Source organism: Streptomyces sp. NPDC103540 (assembly GCF_055584445.1).
In genome coordinates this window covers 112,076-127,072 of record NZ_JBVJMA010000001.1, presented here as the reverse complement: position 1 = coordinate 127,072, position 14,997 = coordinate 112,076, and the positions used below count along the sequence as shown (strand labels likewise).

Here is a 14,997-nt window from a genome sequence, read left to right as displayed (position 1 = left end):
ACCCATGACGACGACCACGACGTACTCCCAGGACCGCCTCGCCGCCCAGCCCATCGGCTACTGGAGCCGCGAGACCGCCAAGCTCTCCATCGGCGCCATCCGCGCCGCCCTCGGCGAGGAACAACTCACCCAGCCCCACTGGTGGATCCTCAACCACGTCGCCGCCGGCCCCGGCACCTGGACCCGCGCCGCCCTCACCGCGAAGCTCGCCCCCTACGACGACCAGGACACCGACTTCGACGCCGTCCACGACGACCACGCCGACCGCGGCTGGACCACCGAAACCGACGGCACCCTGACCCTCACCCCCGCCGGCGAAGCCGCCCGAGCCCGTTCCCGCGCCCGCATCGCCAAGATCCACGCCCGCGTGCGGGCCGGCATCGACACCGCCGAATACGCCGCCACCATCGACGTCCTGCGCCGCATGGTCGCCAACCTCGGCGGCTCCGGCGACCTCCCGTAGTCAGTACTTCGGCCCGATGTGCGCGTCCATGAGGGCCACGGACGCCTTGCGGGCGACGGAGACGTTGAAGGGGTCGTTGCCGCGTGCGAGGACGGTCCATTGGACGCCGACTTTGGTGAGGGTGTCGGTGCACAGCCGGCGGATGTCGTCGGACTTGTTGGTGAAGAAGTAGCGGGGGTACTCGTAGCGCTTCCCGTTCCGCACGGTCCAGTTGGTGATCCGACACCCGTCGGAGTGGATCAGGCCCCGGACGAACTCCCAGGGGTGCGCGTCGACGATCTCCTGTTGCCAGTCTTCGAGGACGATCCGCCGGTCGTGCTTCTTGCCGGGTCCGTGCTGCGGGAACAGGCACGTCCAGTGCCGCCCGTAGCTGGTGACGGCGACGCAGCCCTGCTTCCGCAACAGATAGACGCTGTCCTGGGGCCGGACGGCCTTGATCGCGGTTCGACACCGCTCGATGAGCCCGGGCCACGCGTCCGCACAGACGATCCGCAGATGGTGCCCGCCCCGGGGGTGCTGGCTGATGCACCCGTCGCCGAGATAGAGGCCCAGGAGGTACGCGTAGGCGCCCTTGTCGTCAGGCACCCCGCACGGCGCGACCTGGTTGAGCCGGGGCAGCGGCTCCACCCGCACCCGCCAGGCACGGATGGCGGCCCGGGATATCCCGGTCTCCTTGCTGACGGAGTTCATGCTCCGCCCGCCGGCGAGCAACTCCAGAACGCGAACACGCGTGGCCATGTCGTACATGGGATCGACGCTGGGGTGCGGAAATTTCGCGTGTGGTGCATTTGGGTGGAGCGTCACTGGAAAGAGTGATGGCCACGCGGTAATCGGGTGACCATGGAATCCAAGCAAAGTGCCCCAGGTGGGATTCGAACCCACACTGTCCGCTGTTTGAGAGCGGCCTCTCTGACCAGTTGGAGTACTGGGGCCTAAGAAACGAAGGCTCAGGGGAGCCCTGTGTGCCACCACCTTACCGCAGCTAGGTAGGCTCGGGGGAGCAGTAATGCCCCGTATCGAGGAGCCATCCGTGACCGCCGAGCACGAGTCGACGCCCACGCCCGACGCCGACCAGTCGCACGTTCCGCCGCTGACGACGCGGGTCGTCATCGCCGAGGACGAGGCGCTCATCCGTCTCGACCTCAAGGAGATGCTCGAAGAGGAGGGGTACTCCGTCGTCGGGGAGGCCGGGGACGGGCAGACGGCCGTGGAGCTCGCGCGCGAGCACCGGCCCGATCTGGTGATCCTCGACGTGAAGATGCCCGTCCTGGACGGGATCTCCGCCGCGGAGAAGATCGCGGAGGAGTCCATCGCGCCCGTGCTGATGCTGACCGCCTTCTCGCAGCGCGACCTCGTCGAGCGGGCCCGTGACGCGGGGGCCATGGCGTACCTCGTGAAGCCGTTCAGCAAGAGCGACGTGGTGCCGGCCATCGAGATGGCGGTGTCGCGGTTCGCGGAGCTGCGGGCGTTGGAGAAGGAGGTCGCGGACCTCTCGCTGCGGCTGGAGACGCGCAAGCTGGTCGACCGGGCGAAGAGCATCCTCCAGACGCAGTACGGGCTGACGGAGCCGGCGGCGTTCCGGTGGATCCAGAAGACGTCGATGGACCGGCGCATGTCGATGCAGCAGGTCGCCGAGGCGGTCATCGAGGACGCCGAGGAGAAGAAGAACGCGGCCAAGGGCCAGTAGTCGGACGGCGCACGAAAGGGCCCGTCTCCCCCCGAGGGGAGACGGGCCCTTTCGTGTCGTGCGGGTGGGTCAGTCCTCGCCGAGGTAGGCCTTGCGGACGTCCTCGTTGTGGAGGAGTTCCTGGCCGGTGCCGGAGAGCACGATCTTGCCGATCTCCATGACGTGCGCCTGGTCGGCGAGGGAGAGGGCGGCCTGGGCGTTCTGCTCGACGAGCAGGATGGTCATGCCGGTCGACTTGAGTTCGGTGATCGTCGACATGATCTTCTGCATCATCAGCGGGGAGAGGCCCATGGAGGGCTCGTCCAGCATGAGCAGCTTGGGCTGGCACATCAGGGCGCGGCCCATGGCGAGCATCTGCTGTTCGCCGCCCGAGAGGGTGCCGGCGGCCTGCTTGCGGCGCTCTCCCAGGATGGGGAAGAGGTCGTAGGCGCGCTGGATGTCCTTCTCGATGCCTTCCTTGTCGCTGCGGAGGAAGGCGCCGAGCTGGAGGTTCTCGGCGATCGTCAGCCGGGGGAAGATGTGGCGTCCCTCGGGGGAGTGGGCCAGCTTCATGGAGACGATCTTGTGGGCGGGGATGCCGGCCAGGGGCTGACCGTCGAAGGTGATGCTGCCCGCGGTGGGCTTGAGGAGCCCGGAGAGGGTGCGCAGGGTGGTGGTCTTGCCGGCGCCGTTGGTGCCGACGAGGCAGACGATCTCGCCTTCGTTGACTTCGAAGGAGATGCCCTTGACGGCTTCGATCTTGCCGTAGGCGACCTTGAGGTCTTCGACCTTGAGTAGTGCGGTCACTTGGCCTCTCCTTCCGTGGTGCTGGTGGTGCTGGTGGTGCTGGTGGTGCTGGTGGTGCTGTCCGCGTCGGAGTCCGATGCGGGGGTGGCGTCGGCGTCGGCTTCCGCTTCCGCGTTCGCGTCGGCTTCGGCGTGGGCCTCGGCGGCTTCGACCTCGGCGGCCTCCTCGGCGCCGGGGGCGCCTTCGAAGGGGGTGCCGAGGTAGGCGGCGATGACGCGCTCGTCGCCCTGGACCTCCGCGGCGGTGCCCTCGATGAGCTTCTCGCCCTGGACGAGGCAGGCGACGCGGTCGCACAGGTTGAAGATGAAGCGCATGTCGTGCTCGATGACGAGGACGGCGATGCCCATGTCGCGGATCGCGAAGATGAGTTCCTCGGCGGCGCGGGTTTCCTGCGGGTTCATGCCGGCGGTCGGCTCGTCGAGGAGGATGAGGCCGGGGTCGCTGGCGAGGGCGCGGGCGATTTCGAGCTTGCGCTGTTCGCCGTAGGGGAGGTTCTTCGCGAGGTGCTCGGCCTTGTGCTGGAGGCCGATGAACTCGAGGAGTTCCATGGCGCGCGCTTCGCTGGCGGCTTCGGCCTTCTTGAAGCCGGGGCCGCGCAGGAGGGCGGACCAGAGGCCTTCCTTGGTGCGGGTGTGGCGTCCGACGAGGACGTTCTCCAGCACGGTCATGTTGTGGAAGAGCCGGATGTTCTGGAAGGTGCGGGCGACGCCTGCCTCGGTGACGCGGTGGGGCTTGGGCGGCAGGACGGTGCCCTTGTAGCTGACGGTTCCCTCGGTGGGGATGTACAGCCCGGTGAGGCAGTTGAAGAAGGTGGTCTTGCCGGCGCCGTTGGGGCCGATGAGGCCGACGATCTCGCCCGCGTTGACCTTGAGGTCCACGTTCTTGACGGCGGTGAGGCCGCCGAAGCGCATGGTGACGCCGCTGGCTTCGAGGACGGTGGCCTTCGTGGTGGTGTCTGTGGTGGTCATGTTGTTCACGCCCCCGCCTTGGCGGTGGCCAGGTCCTTGGGGGCCTGGTCAGCGGTGTCGTCGTGGAACTCGAGCTGCGCCCGCTTGTTGGCGATGAGGCCCTCGGGGCGGAAGCGCATGAGCAGGATGAGGGCGATGCCGAACGCGAGGAGCTGGTAGTCCTGGAGGAAGGCCAGCTTCGCGGGGATCAGGAAGAGCAGTGCGGCGCCGAGGATGGGGCCGCGGATGGTGCCCATGCCGCCGAGGATGACGGCGGCGAGGAGGAACGCGGAGTTCGGCGGGACGGGCCCGGCGAAGACGTAGTTCTCGGGGACGACCGTGCTGTTGACGTGGGCCTGGACGGTGCCGGCGAGGCCGGCGAGGGTGGCGCCGAGGGCGAAGGCGATGAGCTTGACCTTGAAGCCGTTGATGCCCATGGCCTCGGCGGCGGTCTCGTCCTCGCGGATGGCGACCCAGGCGCGTCCGATGCGGCTGCTGCCGGCTCGGGCGAAGACCACGACGACCAGTGCCATGACGAGCAGCATCAGGAAGTAGTAGTTGGCGTAGGCGCCGAGGACGATGCCGCCGACGTCGTGGGATTCCCCGAAGTTCCACCCGAAGAGTTCGAGGTGGGGGATGTTGGGGATGCCGTTGGGGCCGTTGGTGATGTCGGGGCCGGAGGTGCCGTCGAGGTTGCCCATGGCGATGCGGAAGATCTCTCCGAAGCCGAGGGTCACGATGGCGAGGTAGTCGCCGCGCAGGCGCAGGGTCGGGGCTCCGATGACCACGCCGAAGATGAGCGAGGCGAGGGCTCCGACGATGACCGCCGCCCAGAAGGGGAGGTGGATGCCGAAGGCGGATGCGGTGCTTCCGGAGACCAGGGCCGCGGCGTAGGCGCCGACGCCGAGGAAGGCGACGTAGCCGAGGTCGAGGAGGCCGGCGAGGCCGACGACGACGTTGAGGCCGAGGGCGACGGTCGCGAAGATCAGGATGTTGACCGCGATGAGGGTGTAGGTGTCGCCGCTCTGCTGGATGAAGGGGAAGGCGATGGCCGCGGCGGCGGTGGAGATGAGGGTGACCTGGCGGTACTTCGCGGTGAGGCTGCCGAGTCGGTCGAAGAGGCCGGACTTGAGCAGGGCGAAGGCCGCGAAGCCGACGATGATCAGGTAGGTGACGAAGAGCTGCGGCTCCTTGTCATCGGTGTCGATGCCGAAGGTGATCACGTACAGGCCGGCGGCGAACGACGCGGCGATGACGAGGATCTCCGCCCAGGAGGGCAGCTTTCCGGCGGGGGCGGCCTTGCGGCTGTCGTCGGGGAGCTTGTACGCGGCGAGGGCCGGGACGAGCGAGCCGACGAGGGCGACGTAGGCGCCGGGTTCCAGGTGGGCGAACCCGCCGAGGACGACCGCGATGGCGATGACGGTGAACCAGGTGCCGGCGAGGGTGCCGAGGGAGAGGATCCACACGGGCTTGCGGGCGCCGGTGGGGGTCAGCCAGCGCAGGCCCTTGACGCCGAGCGCGGAGAGCGCGTGGGCGGCGGTGAGGAGGGCGCCGACGAGGCTGAGGAGCTGGATGGGGGCCGGGTCGCCGTAGTAGGTGAGGTCGCCGGGGAAGTCGGCGGTCCAGGTCCAGGCGAGGAAGGTGCTGACGATGGTCAGCAGGCTGCCGGCGATGACGGTGTAGAGCAGGACGGAGGGGGATGCCTGCTTGACCGCGGCGGTCTGGGGGGTGGTGTTGGTCATGGTTCTCACGCCCGATCCGCGACGCGCTCGCCGAGCAGGCCTTGGGGCCGCACGAGGAGGACGACGATGAGGAGTACGAACGCCCAGACGTTGGACCAGGCTCCACCGCCGAGCTGCTGCATGCCGGGGATCTCTTCGATGTAGGCGATCGAGAGGGCCTCGGCGAGGCCGAGGACGACGCCGCCGACCATGGCTCCGTAGATGTTGCCGATGCCGCCGAGGACGGCCGCGGTGAATGCCTTGAGGCCGAGGATGAAGCCCATCTCGAAGTTGATCTGGCCCTTGTCGAGGCCGTAGGCGACGGCGGCGACGGCGGCGAACGCGGCACCGATGGCGAAGGCCATGACGATGATGCGGTCGGTGTTGATGCCCATGAGCTTGGCGGTGTCGGGGTCCTGGGCGGTGGCCTGCATGGCGCGGCCGCTGCGGCTCTTGGAGACGAAGACGCCGAGGGCGAGCATGCAGAGCGGGGCCAGGACGAGGACGAAGGCGTCGGCTCGCTGGATGGAGAGGCTGTCGGTGAGCTTGAAGGCCTCGCCCTTGAACTCGGGGAAGCTGACGGCCTTCTTGGCGTCCGGGTAGAACTGCCAGACGAGCTGCTGCAGCGCGATCGAGAGGCCGATTGCGGTGATGAGGGGTGCGAGCCGGGGAGCGCTGCGCAGGGGACGGTACGCGAAGCGTTCGGCTGCCGTGGCGACGAGGACGGAGGTGAGGGCACCTCCGATGATCATGATGGGTATCGCGATCAGCAGGGAGGTGCCGGTCGGGAGGGCGGCGTAGGCGGTGAGCGCCCCGAATCCGCCGATCATGAAGATCTCGCCGTGGGCGAAGTTGATGAGCTGGACGATGCCGTAGACCATGGTGTACCCGATGGCGATGAGGCCATAAAGGGCACCGAGGGCCAGGCCGTTGGCCAGCTGTTGCGGCAGTTCGTGCACCGCAGGGCCTCCGATGAGCGTGTCGGATAAGACTCCGCGCGAGGGCGCTGTTTGCGCCCTCGCGCGGTGGTGTGGGTCTGGTGTGGCGGGTGGTGCGGGGTGGTGCTAGGGGATTACTGGTTGAACGTGTCGCTCTTGACGTCGATCCACTTGCCGCCCTCGACCTTGTAGACCGTGAGCTGCTTGTTGGTGGTGTCGCCGTTCTCGTCGAAGGCGACCTTGCCGGTCACGCCTTCGAAGGAGACCTTGCCGAGGGCCTCGACGACCTTGGCGCGGGCGTCGGTGGGGAGCTTGCCGCCGTTGGCGGAGACGACGGCCTTGACGGCCTGGATGACGGCCCAGCCGGCGTCGTAGGAGTAGCCGCCGTAGGCCGCGTACGGGTCCTTGTAGCCGCCGGCCTGGTAGTCGGCGATGAAGGTCTTGGCGGTGGGGAGCTTCTCGACCGGGTAGCCGATGGAGGTCGAGAGGTCGCCCTCGTTGGCCTCGCCGGAGGCGGAGATGAAGGCGGGGTCCTGGATGCCGTCGCCGCCCATGAGCGGGATCTGGGCGCCGGTCTTCTTGATCTGGTCGGCGAGGAGGCCGCCCTCGGGGTACTGGCCGCCGAAGTAGACGGAGTCGGCGCCGGAGGACTTGACCTTGTCGGCGGTGGAGGAGAAGTCGGTCTCCTTCACGGTGACGTGGTCGGTGCCGACGACCTCGCCGCCGAGCTTCTTGAACTCGTCGGAGAAGATCGCGGCGAGGCCGGCGCCGTAGGTCTGCTTGTCGTCGACGACGAAGACCTTCTTCTTGCCGGCGTCCTTGAAGAGGTACTGGGCGGCGAACTTGCCCTGGACCACGTCGGTGGCGGCGGTGCGGAAGTAGGTCTTGAAGGGGCGCTTGTACTCGCCCTTGCCCCAGTTGTCGCCCTGGCTGAGCGCCGGGTTGGTGTTGGCGGGGGAGACCTGCGCCAGGTTCGCCGAGGCGAAGACGCCCTGCATCTGCTGGGCGACGCCGGAGTTCAGCGGGCCGACGACGCCGAGGACGTCCTTGTTGCCGACGAGCTTGGTGGCGTTGGCCTGACCGGAGGCGGGGACGGCCTGGTCGTCGAGGGCCTCGACCTGGAACTCGATCCCGGGGACCTCGTTCTTCTTGTTGGCGGTCTTGGCCGCGAGGTCGACCGAGTTCTTGATGCCCTGGCCGAGCGCGGAGAGCGAGCCGGTGAGCGGGGCGTCGACGCCGATGACGACGACGGTCTTCTTGCCGCCCGAGTTGTCCTTGGAACCGCCTTCATCGCGCGAACCGCAGGCAGTGAGGGTCAGTGCTCCCGTGGTGATCACGGTGGTGAGAACGAGCAAAGAACGGTGTCGCACGATTCTTCCTTTCCCTGGCGCGGCTGCCTCTGTCGAGGTGCCGTTGGGTCGCCGGGCCGCACTGGGAGGTCCACGGCCGTGCTGAGTCGCGCCATGCGGCGCGGTGACTGGCCGTGACTCTAGGGCCGAGTTGGCGAATGCGGGGAGCCGGGAAAGGAGGATGTGACGCTCTTGTTATGCCAAGGGCAAGAATGTGTGGCGGGAGTGCGGACAGATCGGGCGTTATTCGACTCCTGTGAATGACCACATCGTGAGAATTCCCTGTTCCTCTAAGGGGCTTGAGGGCCTCATGCTCCTGTCTCTGATCAATTTCGGTCGAATGTGGCTGGGAGTATCCGAAAGAATCCGGGGGGTCGCATTCCGTGGGGGGAAAGGGGGGATTCAGTACGGCGTGGGCGCTACGCTGCGTGACGAAGGGGTGGGTCGGGTCGCGGGGCGGTCGCTCGCCGTCCACTTCGCGCGACGCCGCCGACCTGCGGTTCGTCCGTGCGGGGGGTGTGCCCGGAAGGCGGACAGCGCGCTCGGGATTCCGGTGACCCGCGTCACGTCGGCGGCTTCCAGTTCTCCGAGCTCCACGTGGCGCCGTCGCGCTCCGCGCAGCGTTGGGCCACGAGGCGGTCGATCAGCTCAAGTGCCCTGTCCTGACCGGCAGTTCGTTCCTCCGCCCGGCCCGCGGCCACGGCTTCCTCGTGGATCGCGTACTGATCGTTGGACAGGCCCTTCTGTTCCCAGTCCAGACCGGCCCACTTGCTGCCCTTGAGCGTCTCCTTGGCCCAGTAGGACACGAGGCTCGTGCAGATCTGCGCCGGGGAGGAGGGGGAGGCCGCCGAGGTCGTCGAGGCAGGTGGGGCGGGCGGGGCGGCTGCTTCGGGTGGGGAGCAGCCGGCGAGGGCGAGCGCCGCGAGCAGCATCGCGCGGCGGTACCGGACCGAGGTGGGTGGCTTGGTCCCCATGGGTGGACGGTAGGCGGTCACCTTCGGTGACACAACCGTCGCGGGCCGGTTCCGGCAGGACTGGCGGATTCCGGGCGGTCGGGGGCCGGTGTGCACCGGTGCGCGTGGGGGTGCGGCGCGGGCCGATGCGGGCGGGGGCGCGGCGCGGGCCCGGTCCCGCGCCGGGTGGCGTGGGACCGGGCCCGTGGGGCGCCGTACGGGGCTTCCCGGGGGGTGCGGGGTCAGGCGGAGGGGTTTTGCGGCGCCACCGCCGCGCCGGAGGCGGTCGGGTCCACCTCGCGCAGCAGGCAGGTCAGGCGGGCGGTGCACACGCGCCGGTCCTGGTCGTCGGAGATCACGATCTCGTAGGTGGTGGTGGAGCGGCCCCGGTGGACGGGGGTGGCCACCCCGGTCACGATGCCGGTGCGGGCGCCCCGGTGGTGGGTGCAGTTGAGGTCGACGCCGACCGCCACCTTGCCGATGCCGCCGTGCATCATGGCGCCGACCGACCCGAGGGTTTCGGCCAGCACGGCGGAGGCGCCGCCGTGCAGCAGACCGTAGGGCTGGGTGTTGCCCTTGACCGGCATGGTGCCGACGATCCGCTCGGCGGAGGCCTCCAGGATGCGGATCTCCATCCGCTCGCCGAGGTCGCCCGCCGAGAACAGCGCGGGCAGGTCGATGCCCAGGGCCGTGTACTCGTCGAGGACTTCCTGCGGGAACTTCACAGCGTGGCGCTCGCCCATGGGCCGGCTCCGTTCGTCAACGTTCGTTAACCATCTTGTCCTGGGGTCGTTCTATCAGGCCGGTTCGAAGCGGACGACGACGGACTTGCTCGCGGGGGTGTTGCTGACGTCGGCGGTGGAGTCCAGCGGCACGAGCACGTTGGTCTCCGGGTAGTAGGCGGCGGCGCAGCCGCGCGCGGTGGGGTAGTGCACGACGCGGAAGCCCGGGGCGCGCCGCTCCACGCCGTCCTTCCACTCGCCCACGAGGTCGGTGTAGGAGCCGTCGGCCAGGCCGAGCTCGGCCGCGTCCTCGGGGTTGACCATGACGACGCGGCGGCCGCCGGTGATGCCCCGGTAGCGGTCGTCGAGGCCGTAGATCGTGGTGTTGTACTGGTCGTGGCTGCGCAGGGTCTGGAGGAGCAGCCGGCCGGCGGGCACCCGCGGGTATTCGACGGGGGCGGCGGTGAAGTTGGCCTTGCCGGTCCGGGTCGGGAAGCGCCGCTCGTCGCGCGGGGCGTGGGGCAGGCGGAACCCCTCGGGGCGGGCCGCGCGGGCGTTGAAGTCCTCGAAGCCGGGGACCACGCGGGAGATCCGGTCGCGGATGGCGGCGTAGTCCTTCTCGAACTCCTCCCACGGGGTCGCGGAGGCCTCGCCGAGCACGGCGCGGGCCATGCGGGCGACGATCGCGGGTTCGGAGAGCAGGTGCGGGGAGGCGGGGGCGAGGTTGCCGCGGGAGGCGTGGACCATGCCCATGGAGTCCTCGACGGTGACGAACTGCCGGCCGGAGGCCTGTACGTCCTTGTCGGTGCGGCCCAGGGTGGGCAGGATCAGGGCGCGCCGGCCGGTGACCGCGTGGGAGCGGTTGAGCTTGGTGGAGACGTGCACGGTGAGGCGGGCGCGGCGGATCGCGGCCTCGGTGACGGTGGTGTCGGGGGTGGCGCCGACGAAGTTGCCGCCCATGGCGAACAGGACCTTGGCGCGGCCGTCGCGCAGGGCCTCGATGGAGCGGACCACGTCGTAGCCGTGGCCGCGCGGCGAGGTGATGCCGAATTCCTTGTCGAGGGCGTCGAGGAAGGCGGGCGCGGGGCGTTCGAAGATCCCCATGGTGCGGTCGCCCTGGACGTTGGAGTGGCCGCGGACGGGGCAGACGCCGGAGCCGGGACGGCCGATGTCGCCGCGCAGCAGGAGGAGGTTGACGACCTCGCGGATGGTGGCGACGGAGTGCTTGTGCTGGGTCAGGCCCATGGCCCAGCAGACGATGGTGCGCTTCGAGGCGAGGACCATGGCGAGCGCGGCCTCGATCTCGGGCCGGGTCAGGCCGGTGGCCTGGAGGGTCTCGTCCCAGTCGGTGTCCCGGGCGGCGGCGACGAGGTCCTCGTAGCCGTGGGTGTGCTCGCGGATGAAGGCCTCGTCGGTGGCGCCGTCCGTCTCTATGACGAGCTTGTTGAGGAGGCGGAAGAGGGCCTGGTCGCCGCCGATGCGGATCTGGAGGAAGAGGTCGTTCAGGGCGGTGCCGCGCAGCATGCCGAGGGGGGTCTGCGGGTTCTTGAACCGCTCCATGCCGGCCTCGGGCAGCGGGTTGACCGAGATGATCCGCGCGCCGGACTCCTTGGCCTTCTCCAGCGCGGAGAGCATGCGGGGGTGGTTGGTGCCCGGGTTCTGGCCGGCGACGATGATCAGTTCGGCCTGGTGCAGGTCCTCCAGGGAGACGCTGCCCTTGCCGATGCCGATGGTCTCGCCGAGGGCCGAGCCGGAGGACTCGTGGCACATGTTGGAGCAGTCGGGCAGGTTGTTCGTGCCGAACTCGCGGGCGAACAGTTGGAAGAGGAACGCGGCCTCGTTGCTCGTGCGGCCCGAGGTGTAGAAGAGGGCCTCGTCGGGGGAGTCGAGGGCGCGCAGCTCCTCGGCGATCACCTCGAAGGCGCGGTCCCAGCCGATCGCCTCGTAGCGGTCGCCGCCCTCGGGGAGGTAGAGGGGCTCGGTGACGCGGCCCTGCTGGCCGAGCCAGTAGCCGGAGCGCTCGGCGAGGTCGGCCAGGGGGTGCGCGGCGAAGAAGGCGGGGGTGACGCGGCGCAGCGTCGCCTCCTCGGCGACGGCCTTGGCGCCGTTCTCGCAGAATTCCGCCGCGTGCCGCTCGTCGCCCTCGGGCCAGGCGCAGCCGGGGCAGTCGAAGCCGTCCTTCTGGTTGACCTTGAGGAGGGTGCGGGCGGTGCGGGCCAGGCCCATCTGCGCCTGCGCGATCTTCAGGGTGTGGCCGATCGCCGGGAGGCCCGCGGCCGCGTGCTTCGGCGGGGTGACCTGCGGAGCGTCCTGCACCGGATCACCTACGGGCGGCTTCGTCGCCATGGCGCTCCCCTTCGAGCGTACGTACGGAGGCAGCACGTGCTGCCGCATCCTTCGATCCTTTCACGGAGGTCGGGAACGCGGGAGGGCGGTCCGGGGCTCCCCGGAGTCCGGGCAGGGTGCGCCGGGGGCGGCCGGTGGGGCGGACGCGCCCCTGGTGGCGGGAGGTGGGCGCACGGGCTTCGGGGGCGGGCGGGCGGGAAGGGCGCGGGGGTCCGCGGGAAGGGCGCGGGCGCCGGCGGGAGCCCGGCGGCGGGTTCGCGGCGGGCCGGCGCCGGGTCCGCGGCGGGTCCGCGGGGGGTGGGCGGTCGCGGCGGGTCGGACGGCGCCGGAATTGTCGGTGCGGGCGCCTAGGATCGGGGGCGTGGCAGAGACAGCATCGAAGCAGACCGACCAGACGACCGCGGCGGACCGCCCCCGCCTGATGCTCATGGACGGGCACTCCCTGGCGTACCGGGCGTTCTTCGCGCTGCCCGCGGAGAACTTCACGACCGCGACGGGCCAGCCGACCAACGCCATCTACGGCTTCGCGTCGATGCTGGCGAACACGCTGCGCGACGAGGCGCCCACGCACTTCGCGGTGGCGTTCGACGTGTCGCGCAAGACGTGGCGTTCGACGGAGTTCCCCGAGTACAAGGCGAACCGTTCCAAGACCCCCGACGAGTTCAAGGGGCAGGTCGAGCTGATCGGCGAGCTCCTCGACGCGATGAAGGTGCCGCGGTTCGCGGTCGACGGCTTCGAGGCCGACGACGTGATCGCGACGCTCGCGACGCAGGCCGAGGCCCTCGGCTTCGACGTGCTCATCGTCACCGGCGACCGGGACTCCTTCCAGCTGGTCTCCGAGCACACCACCGTGCTCTACCCGACCAAGGGCGTCTCCGAGCTGACCCGCTTCACGCCGGAGAAGGTCGAGGAGAAGTACGGGCTCACCCCGCGGCAGTACCCGGACTTCGCGGCGCTGCGCGGCGACCCGTCCGACAACCTGCCGGGCATCCCGGGCGTCGGCGAGAAGACCGCCGCCAAGTGGATCACCCAGTTCGGTTCGTTCAAGGAACTGGTGGAGCGGGCCGAGGAGGTCAAGGGCAAGGCCGGGCAGAACTTCCGGGACCACCTGGAGGCCGTCAAGCTCAACCGGGTCCTGACCGAGATGGTCAAGGACGTCGAGCTGCCCAAGACCCCCGCCGACCTGGCCCGACTGCCCTACGACCGGTCCGCCGTCACCGGTGTGCTGGACGTGCTGGAGATCCGCAACGCCTCCCTGCGCGAGCGGCTCCTGGCCGTGGACCCGGGCTCGGTCGAGGAGGAGGCGCCCGCCCCGGCGGCCGGCGTCGAGATCGACGGCTCGGTGCTCGGCGCGGGTGAGCTCGCGCCGTGGCTGCGCGAGCACGCGGACGCCCCCCTCGGCGTGTCCACCGTCGACAGCTGGGCCCTGGGCCAGGGCAACGTCGCCGAGATCGCGCTGGCGTCCGCCGACGGCGCCGCCGCCTGGTTCGAGCCGACCGCGCTGGACGAGGCCGACGAGCGGGCCTTCGCCGCCTGGGCCGCCGACGCGGAGCGCCCCAAGGTCGTGCACAACGCCAAGAACCTGATGCGGGTCTTCCCCGAGCACGGCTGGAACCTCGCCGGCGTCACCATGGACACGGCCCTCGCCGCCTACCTGGTCAAGCCCGGCCGGCGGTCCTTCGCGCTGGACGTGCTGTCCAACGAGTACCTGCACCGGGAGCTGGCCCCGCCGGCCGCCGACGGCCAGCTGGCCTTCGGGGCCGACGAGACCGCCGAGGCCGACGCCCTGATGGCGCAGGCCCGCGCGGTCCTCGACCTGGGCGACGCCTTCACCGCCCGGCTGCCCGAGGTGGGCGCCGTGGAACTGCTCCACGGGATGGAACTGCCCACCTCGGAGCTGCTGGCGCGGCTGGAGCGGGCCGGTATCGCCGCCGACCGCGACCACCTCGAAGGCATGGAGCAGCAGTTCGCGGGCGCCGTGCAGCAGGCCGTGAAGGAGGCGCACGCCGCCGTCGGCCACGAGTTCAACCTCGGCTCGCCCAAGCAGCTCCAGGAGGTCTTCTTCGGGGAGCTGGACCTGCCCAAGACGAAGAAGACGAAGACCGGTTACACCACGGACGCCGACGCGCTGGCCTGGCTGGCCACGCAGACCGACCACGAACTCCCGGTCATCATGCTGCGCCACCGGGAGCAGGCCAAGCTCCGCGTCACCGTCGAGGGCCTGGTCAAGTCCGTCGCCCCCGACGGCCGGGTGCACACCAGCTTCAGCCAGATCGTCGCCGCGACGGGCCGGTTGTCCTCCACCGACCCGAACCTGCAGAACGTGCCGGTGCGCACCGACGAGGGCCGTGCCATCCGCCGCGGGTTCGTCGTCGGCGAGGGCTACGAGTCCCTGATGACCGCCGACTACAGCCAGATCGAGCTGCGCGTCATGGCCCACCTCTCCGAGGACGAGGGCCTGATCGAGGCGTTCGCCTCCGGCGAGGACCTGCACACCACCGTCGCCTCCCAGGTGTTCGGCGTGGAGCGGTCCGAGGTCGACGCCGAGATGCGCCGCAAGATCAAGGCCATGTCCTACGGTCTGGCGTACGGGCTGTCCGCGTTCGGTCTGGCCCAGCAGCTGAACATCGAGCCCGCCGAGGCCCGCGGCCTGATGGACACCTTCTTCGAGCGGTTCGGCGGGGTCCGCGACTACCTCCAGCGGGTCGTCGACGAGGCCCGTGCCACCGGTTACACGGCGACGGTCTTCGGCCGCCGCCGCTACCTGCCCGACCTCAACAGCGACAACCGGCAGCGCCGCGAGGCCGCCGAGCGGATGGCGCTCAACGCCCCGATCCAGGGCACCGCCGCCGACATCGTCAAGGTCGCCATGCTGCGCGTGGACAGGGCCCTGGCCGAAGGCGGACTGCGCTCGCGGATGCTGCTCCAGGTGCACGACGAAATCGTGCTGGAGATCGCCCCCGGCGAGCGCGAGCGCGTCGAGGAACTGGTGCGGCGCGAGATGGGGGCCGCCGTCGAGCTGCGGGCCCCGCTGGACGTGTCGGTGGGCGTCGGCCCGGACTGGGAGTCCGCCGCGCACTGACGG

12 protein-coding genes and 1 tRNA gene are annotated in these 14,997 nt (G+C 70.0%); 3 read left to right on the top strand and 10 right to left on the bottom strand.

Annotation, left to right across the window (positions count from 1 at the left end; genetic code table 11):
* Positions 1-4 precede the first annotated feature (4 nt).
* The gene (locus tag ACZ6ZI_RS00560; protein WP_469513949.1) at positions 5-463 is read left to right on the top strand and encodes a MarR family transcriptional regulator; all 459 of its coding nucleotides are present in this window, start codon (positions 5-7) and stop codon (positions 461-463) included.
* On the opposite strand, the gene ACZ6ZI_RS00555 is transcribed toward ACZ6ZI_RS00560, so the two are convergent.
* Positions 464-1,210 carry a transcriptional regulator gene (locus ACZ6ZI_RS00555; RefSeq protein ID WP_469513947.1) on the bottom strand — a complete coding sequence of 249 codons (747 nt, stop codon included), beginning with the start codon at positions 1,208-1,210 and terminating at the stop codon, positions 464-466.
* Positions 1,211-1,320: 110 nt separating this feature from the next.
* A tRNA-Leu gene (locus ACZ6ZI_RS00550) sits at positions 1,321-1,395 on the bottom strand.
* 98 nt (positions 1,396-1,493) lie between these two features.
* Between ACZ6ZI_RS00550 and ACZ6ZI_RS00545 the strand changes: the two genes are divergently transcribed.
* The gene (locus tag ACZ6ZI_RS00545) at positions 1,494-2,150 is read left to right on the top strand and encodes an ANTAR domain-containing response regulator (RefSeq protein WP_363055770.1); all 657 of its coding nucleotides are present in this window, start codon (positions 1,494-1,496) and stop codon (positions 2,148-2,150) included.
* Between the two features lie 69 nt (positions 2,151-2,219).
* Here ACZ6ZI_RS00545 and ACZ6ZI_RS00540 read toward each other — a convergent pair whose 3' ends face one another.
* The 8 genes from ACZ6ZI_RS00540 to ACZ6ZI_RS00505 all read right to left on the bottom strand — a co-directional run bounded on the left by ACZ6ZI_RS00540 (position 2,220) and on the right by ACZ6ZI_RS00505 (position 11,912).
* Positions 2,220-2,936, bottom strand: coding sequence for an ABC transporter ATP-binding protein (locus ACZ6ZI_RS00540; RefSeq protein WP_363055769.1), 717 nt, complete (start codon positions 2,934-2,936; stop codon positions 2,220-2,222).
* On the bottom strand, positions 2,933-3,904 hold the full coding sequence (locus ACZ6ZI_RS00535) for an ABC transporter ATP-binding protein (RefSeq protein WP_469513943.1): 972 nt from the start codon (positions 3,902-3,904) through the stop codon (positions 2,933-2,935). Before ACZ6ZI_RS00535 ends, ACZ6ZI_RS00540 begins: the two co-directional genes overlap by 4 nt.
* A 5-nt stretch (positions 3,905-3,909) precedes the next feature.
* Complete coding sequence (locus ACZ6ZI_RS00530) at positions 3,910-5,625, bottom strand: branched-chain amino acid ABC transporter permease (RefSeq protein ID WP_469513940.1); 1,716 nt, start codon at positions 5,623-5,625, stop codon at positions 3,910-3,912.
* A 5-nt stretch (positions 5,626-5,630) separates the two neighbouring features.
* Positions 5,631-6,563 (bottom strand): branched-chain amino acid ABC transporter permease, encoded by a 933-nt coding sequence (locus ACZ6ZI_RS00525; protein WP_363055766.1) that lies wholly within the window; start codon positions 6,561-6,563, stop codon positions 5,631-5,633.
* A 113-nt stretch (positions 6,564-6,676) separates the two neighbouring features.
* Positions 6,677-7,912, bottom strand: coding sequence for a branched-chain amino acid ABC transporter substrate-binding protein (locus ACZ6ZI_RS00520; protein WP_363055765.1), 1,236 nt, complete (start codon positions 7,910-7,912; stop codon positions 6,677-6,679).
* Positions 7,913-8,454: 542 nt separating this feature from the next.
* On the bottom strand, positions 8,455-8,865 hold the full coding sequence (locus tag ACZ6ZI_RS00515) for a hypothetical protein (RefSeq protein ID WP_469513935.1): 411 nt from the start codon (positions 8,863-8,865) through the stop codon (positions 8,455-8,457).
* A gap of 221 nt (positions 8,866-9,086) precedes the next feature.
* Complete coding sequence (locus ACZ6ZI_RS00510; protein ID WP_469513932.1) at positions 9,087-9,587, bottom strand: PaaI family thioesterase; 501 nt, start codon at positions 9,585-9,587, stop codon at positions 9,087-9,089.
* A 54-nt stretch (positions 9,588-9,641) separates the two neighbouring features.
* Positions 9,642-11,912, bottom strand: a complete 2,271-nt coding sequence (locus tag ACZ6ZI_RS00505; RefSeq protein WP_469515737.1) for an FdhF/YdeP family oxidoreductase — start codon at positions 11,910-11,912, stop codon at positions 9,642-9,644.
* A 361-nt stretch (positions 11,913-12,273) separates the two neighbouring features.
* Here ACZ6ZI_RS00505 and polA point away from each other — a divergent pair, with 361 nt between their 5' ends.
* Entirely contained in the window at positions 12,274-14,994 is a 2,721-nt protein-coding gene (gene polA / locus ACZ6ZI_RS00500) for a DNA polymerase I (protein WP_469513929.1), read from the top strand.
* The last annotated feature ends 3 nt before the right edge of the window (positions 14,995-14,997 follow it).

Excerpts from the sequence above, each read along its gene's own strand:
- ACZ6ZI_RS00560 (WP_469513949.1), top strand. The coding sequence starts at position 5 with ATGACGACGACCACGACGTACTCCCAGGACCGCCTCGCCGCCCAGCCC.
- ACZ6ZI_RS00555 (WP_469513947.1), bottom strand. The coding sequence starts at position 1,210 with ATGTACGACATGGCCACGCGTGTTCGCGTTCTGGAGTTGCTCGCCGGC.
- ACZ6ZI_RS00535 (WP_469513943.1), bottom strand. The coding sequence starts at position 3,904 with ATGACCACCACAGACACCACCACGAAGGCCACCGTCCTCGAAGCCAGC.
- ACZ6ZI_RS00530 (WP_469513940.1), bottom strand. The coding sequence starts at position 5,625 with ATGACCAACACCACCCCCCAGACCGCCGCGGTCAAGCAGGCATCCCCC.
- ACZ6ZI_RS00515 (WP_469513935.1), bottom strand. The coding sequence starts at position 8,865 with ATGGGGACCAAGCCACCCACCTCGGTCCGGTACCGCCGCGCGATGCTG.
- ACZ6ZI_RS00510 (WP_469513932.1), bottom strand. The coding sequence starts at position 9,587 with ATGGGCGAGCGCCACGCTGTGAAGTTCCCGCAGGAAGTCCTCGACGAG.
- ACZ6ZI_RS00505 (WP_469515737.1), bottom strand. The coding sequence starts at position 11,912 with ATGGCGACGAAGCCGCCCGTAGGTGATCCGGTGCAGGACGCTCCGCAG.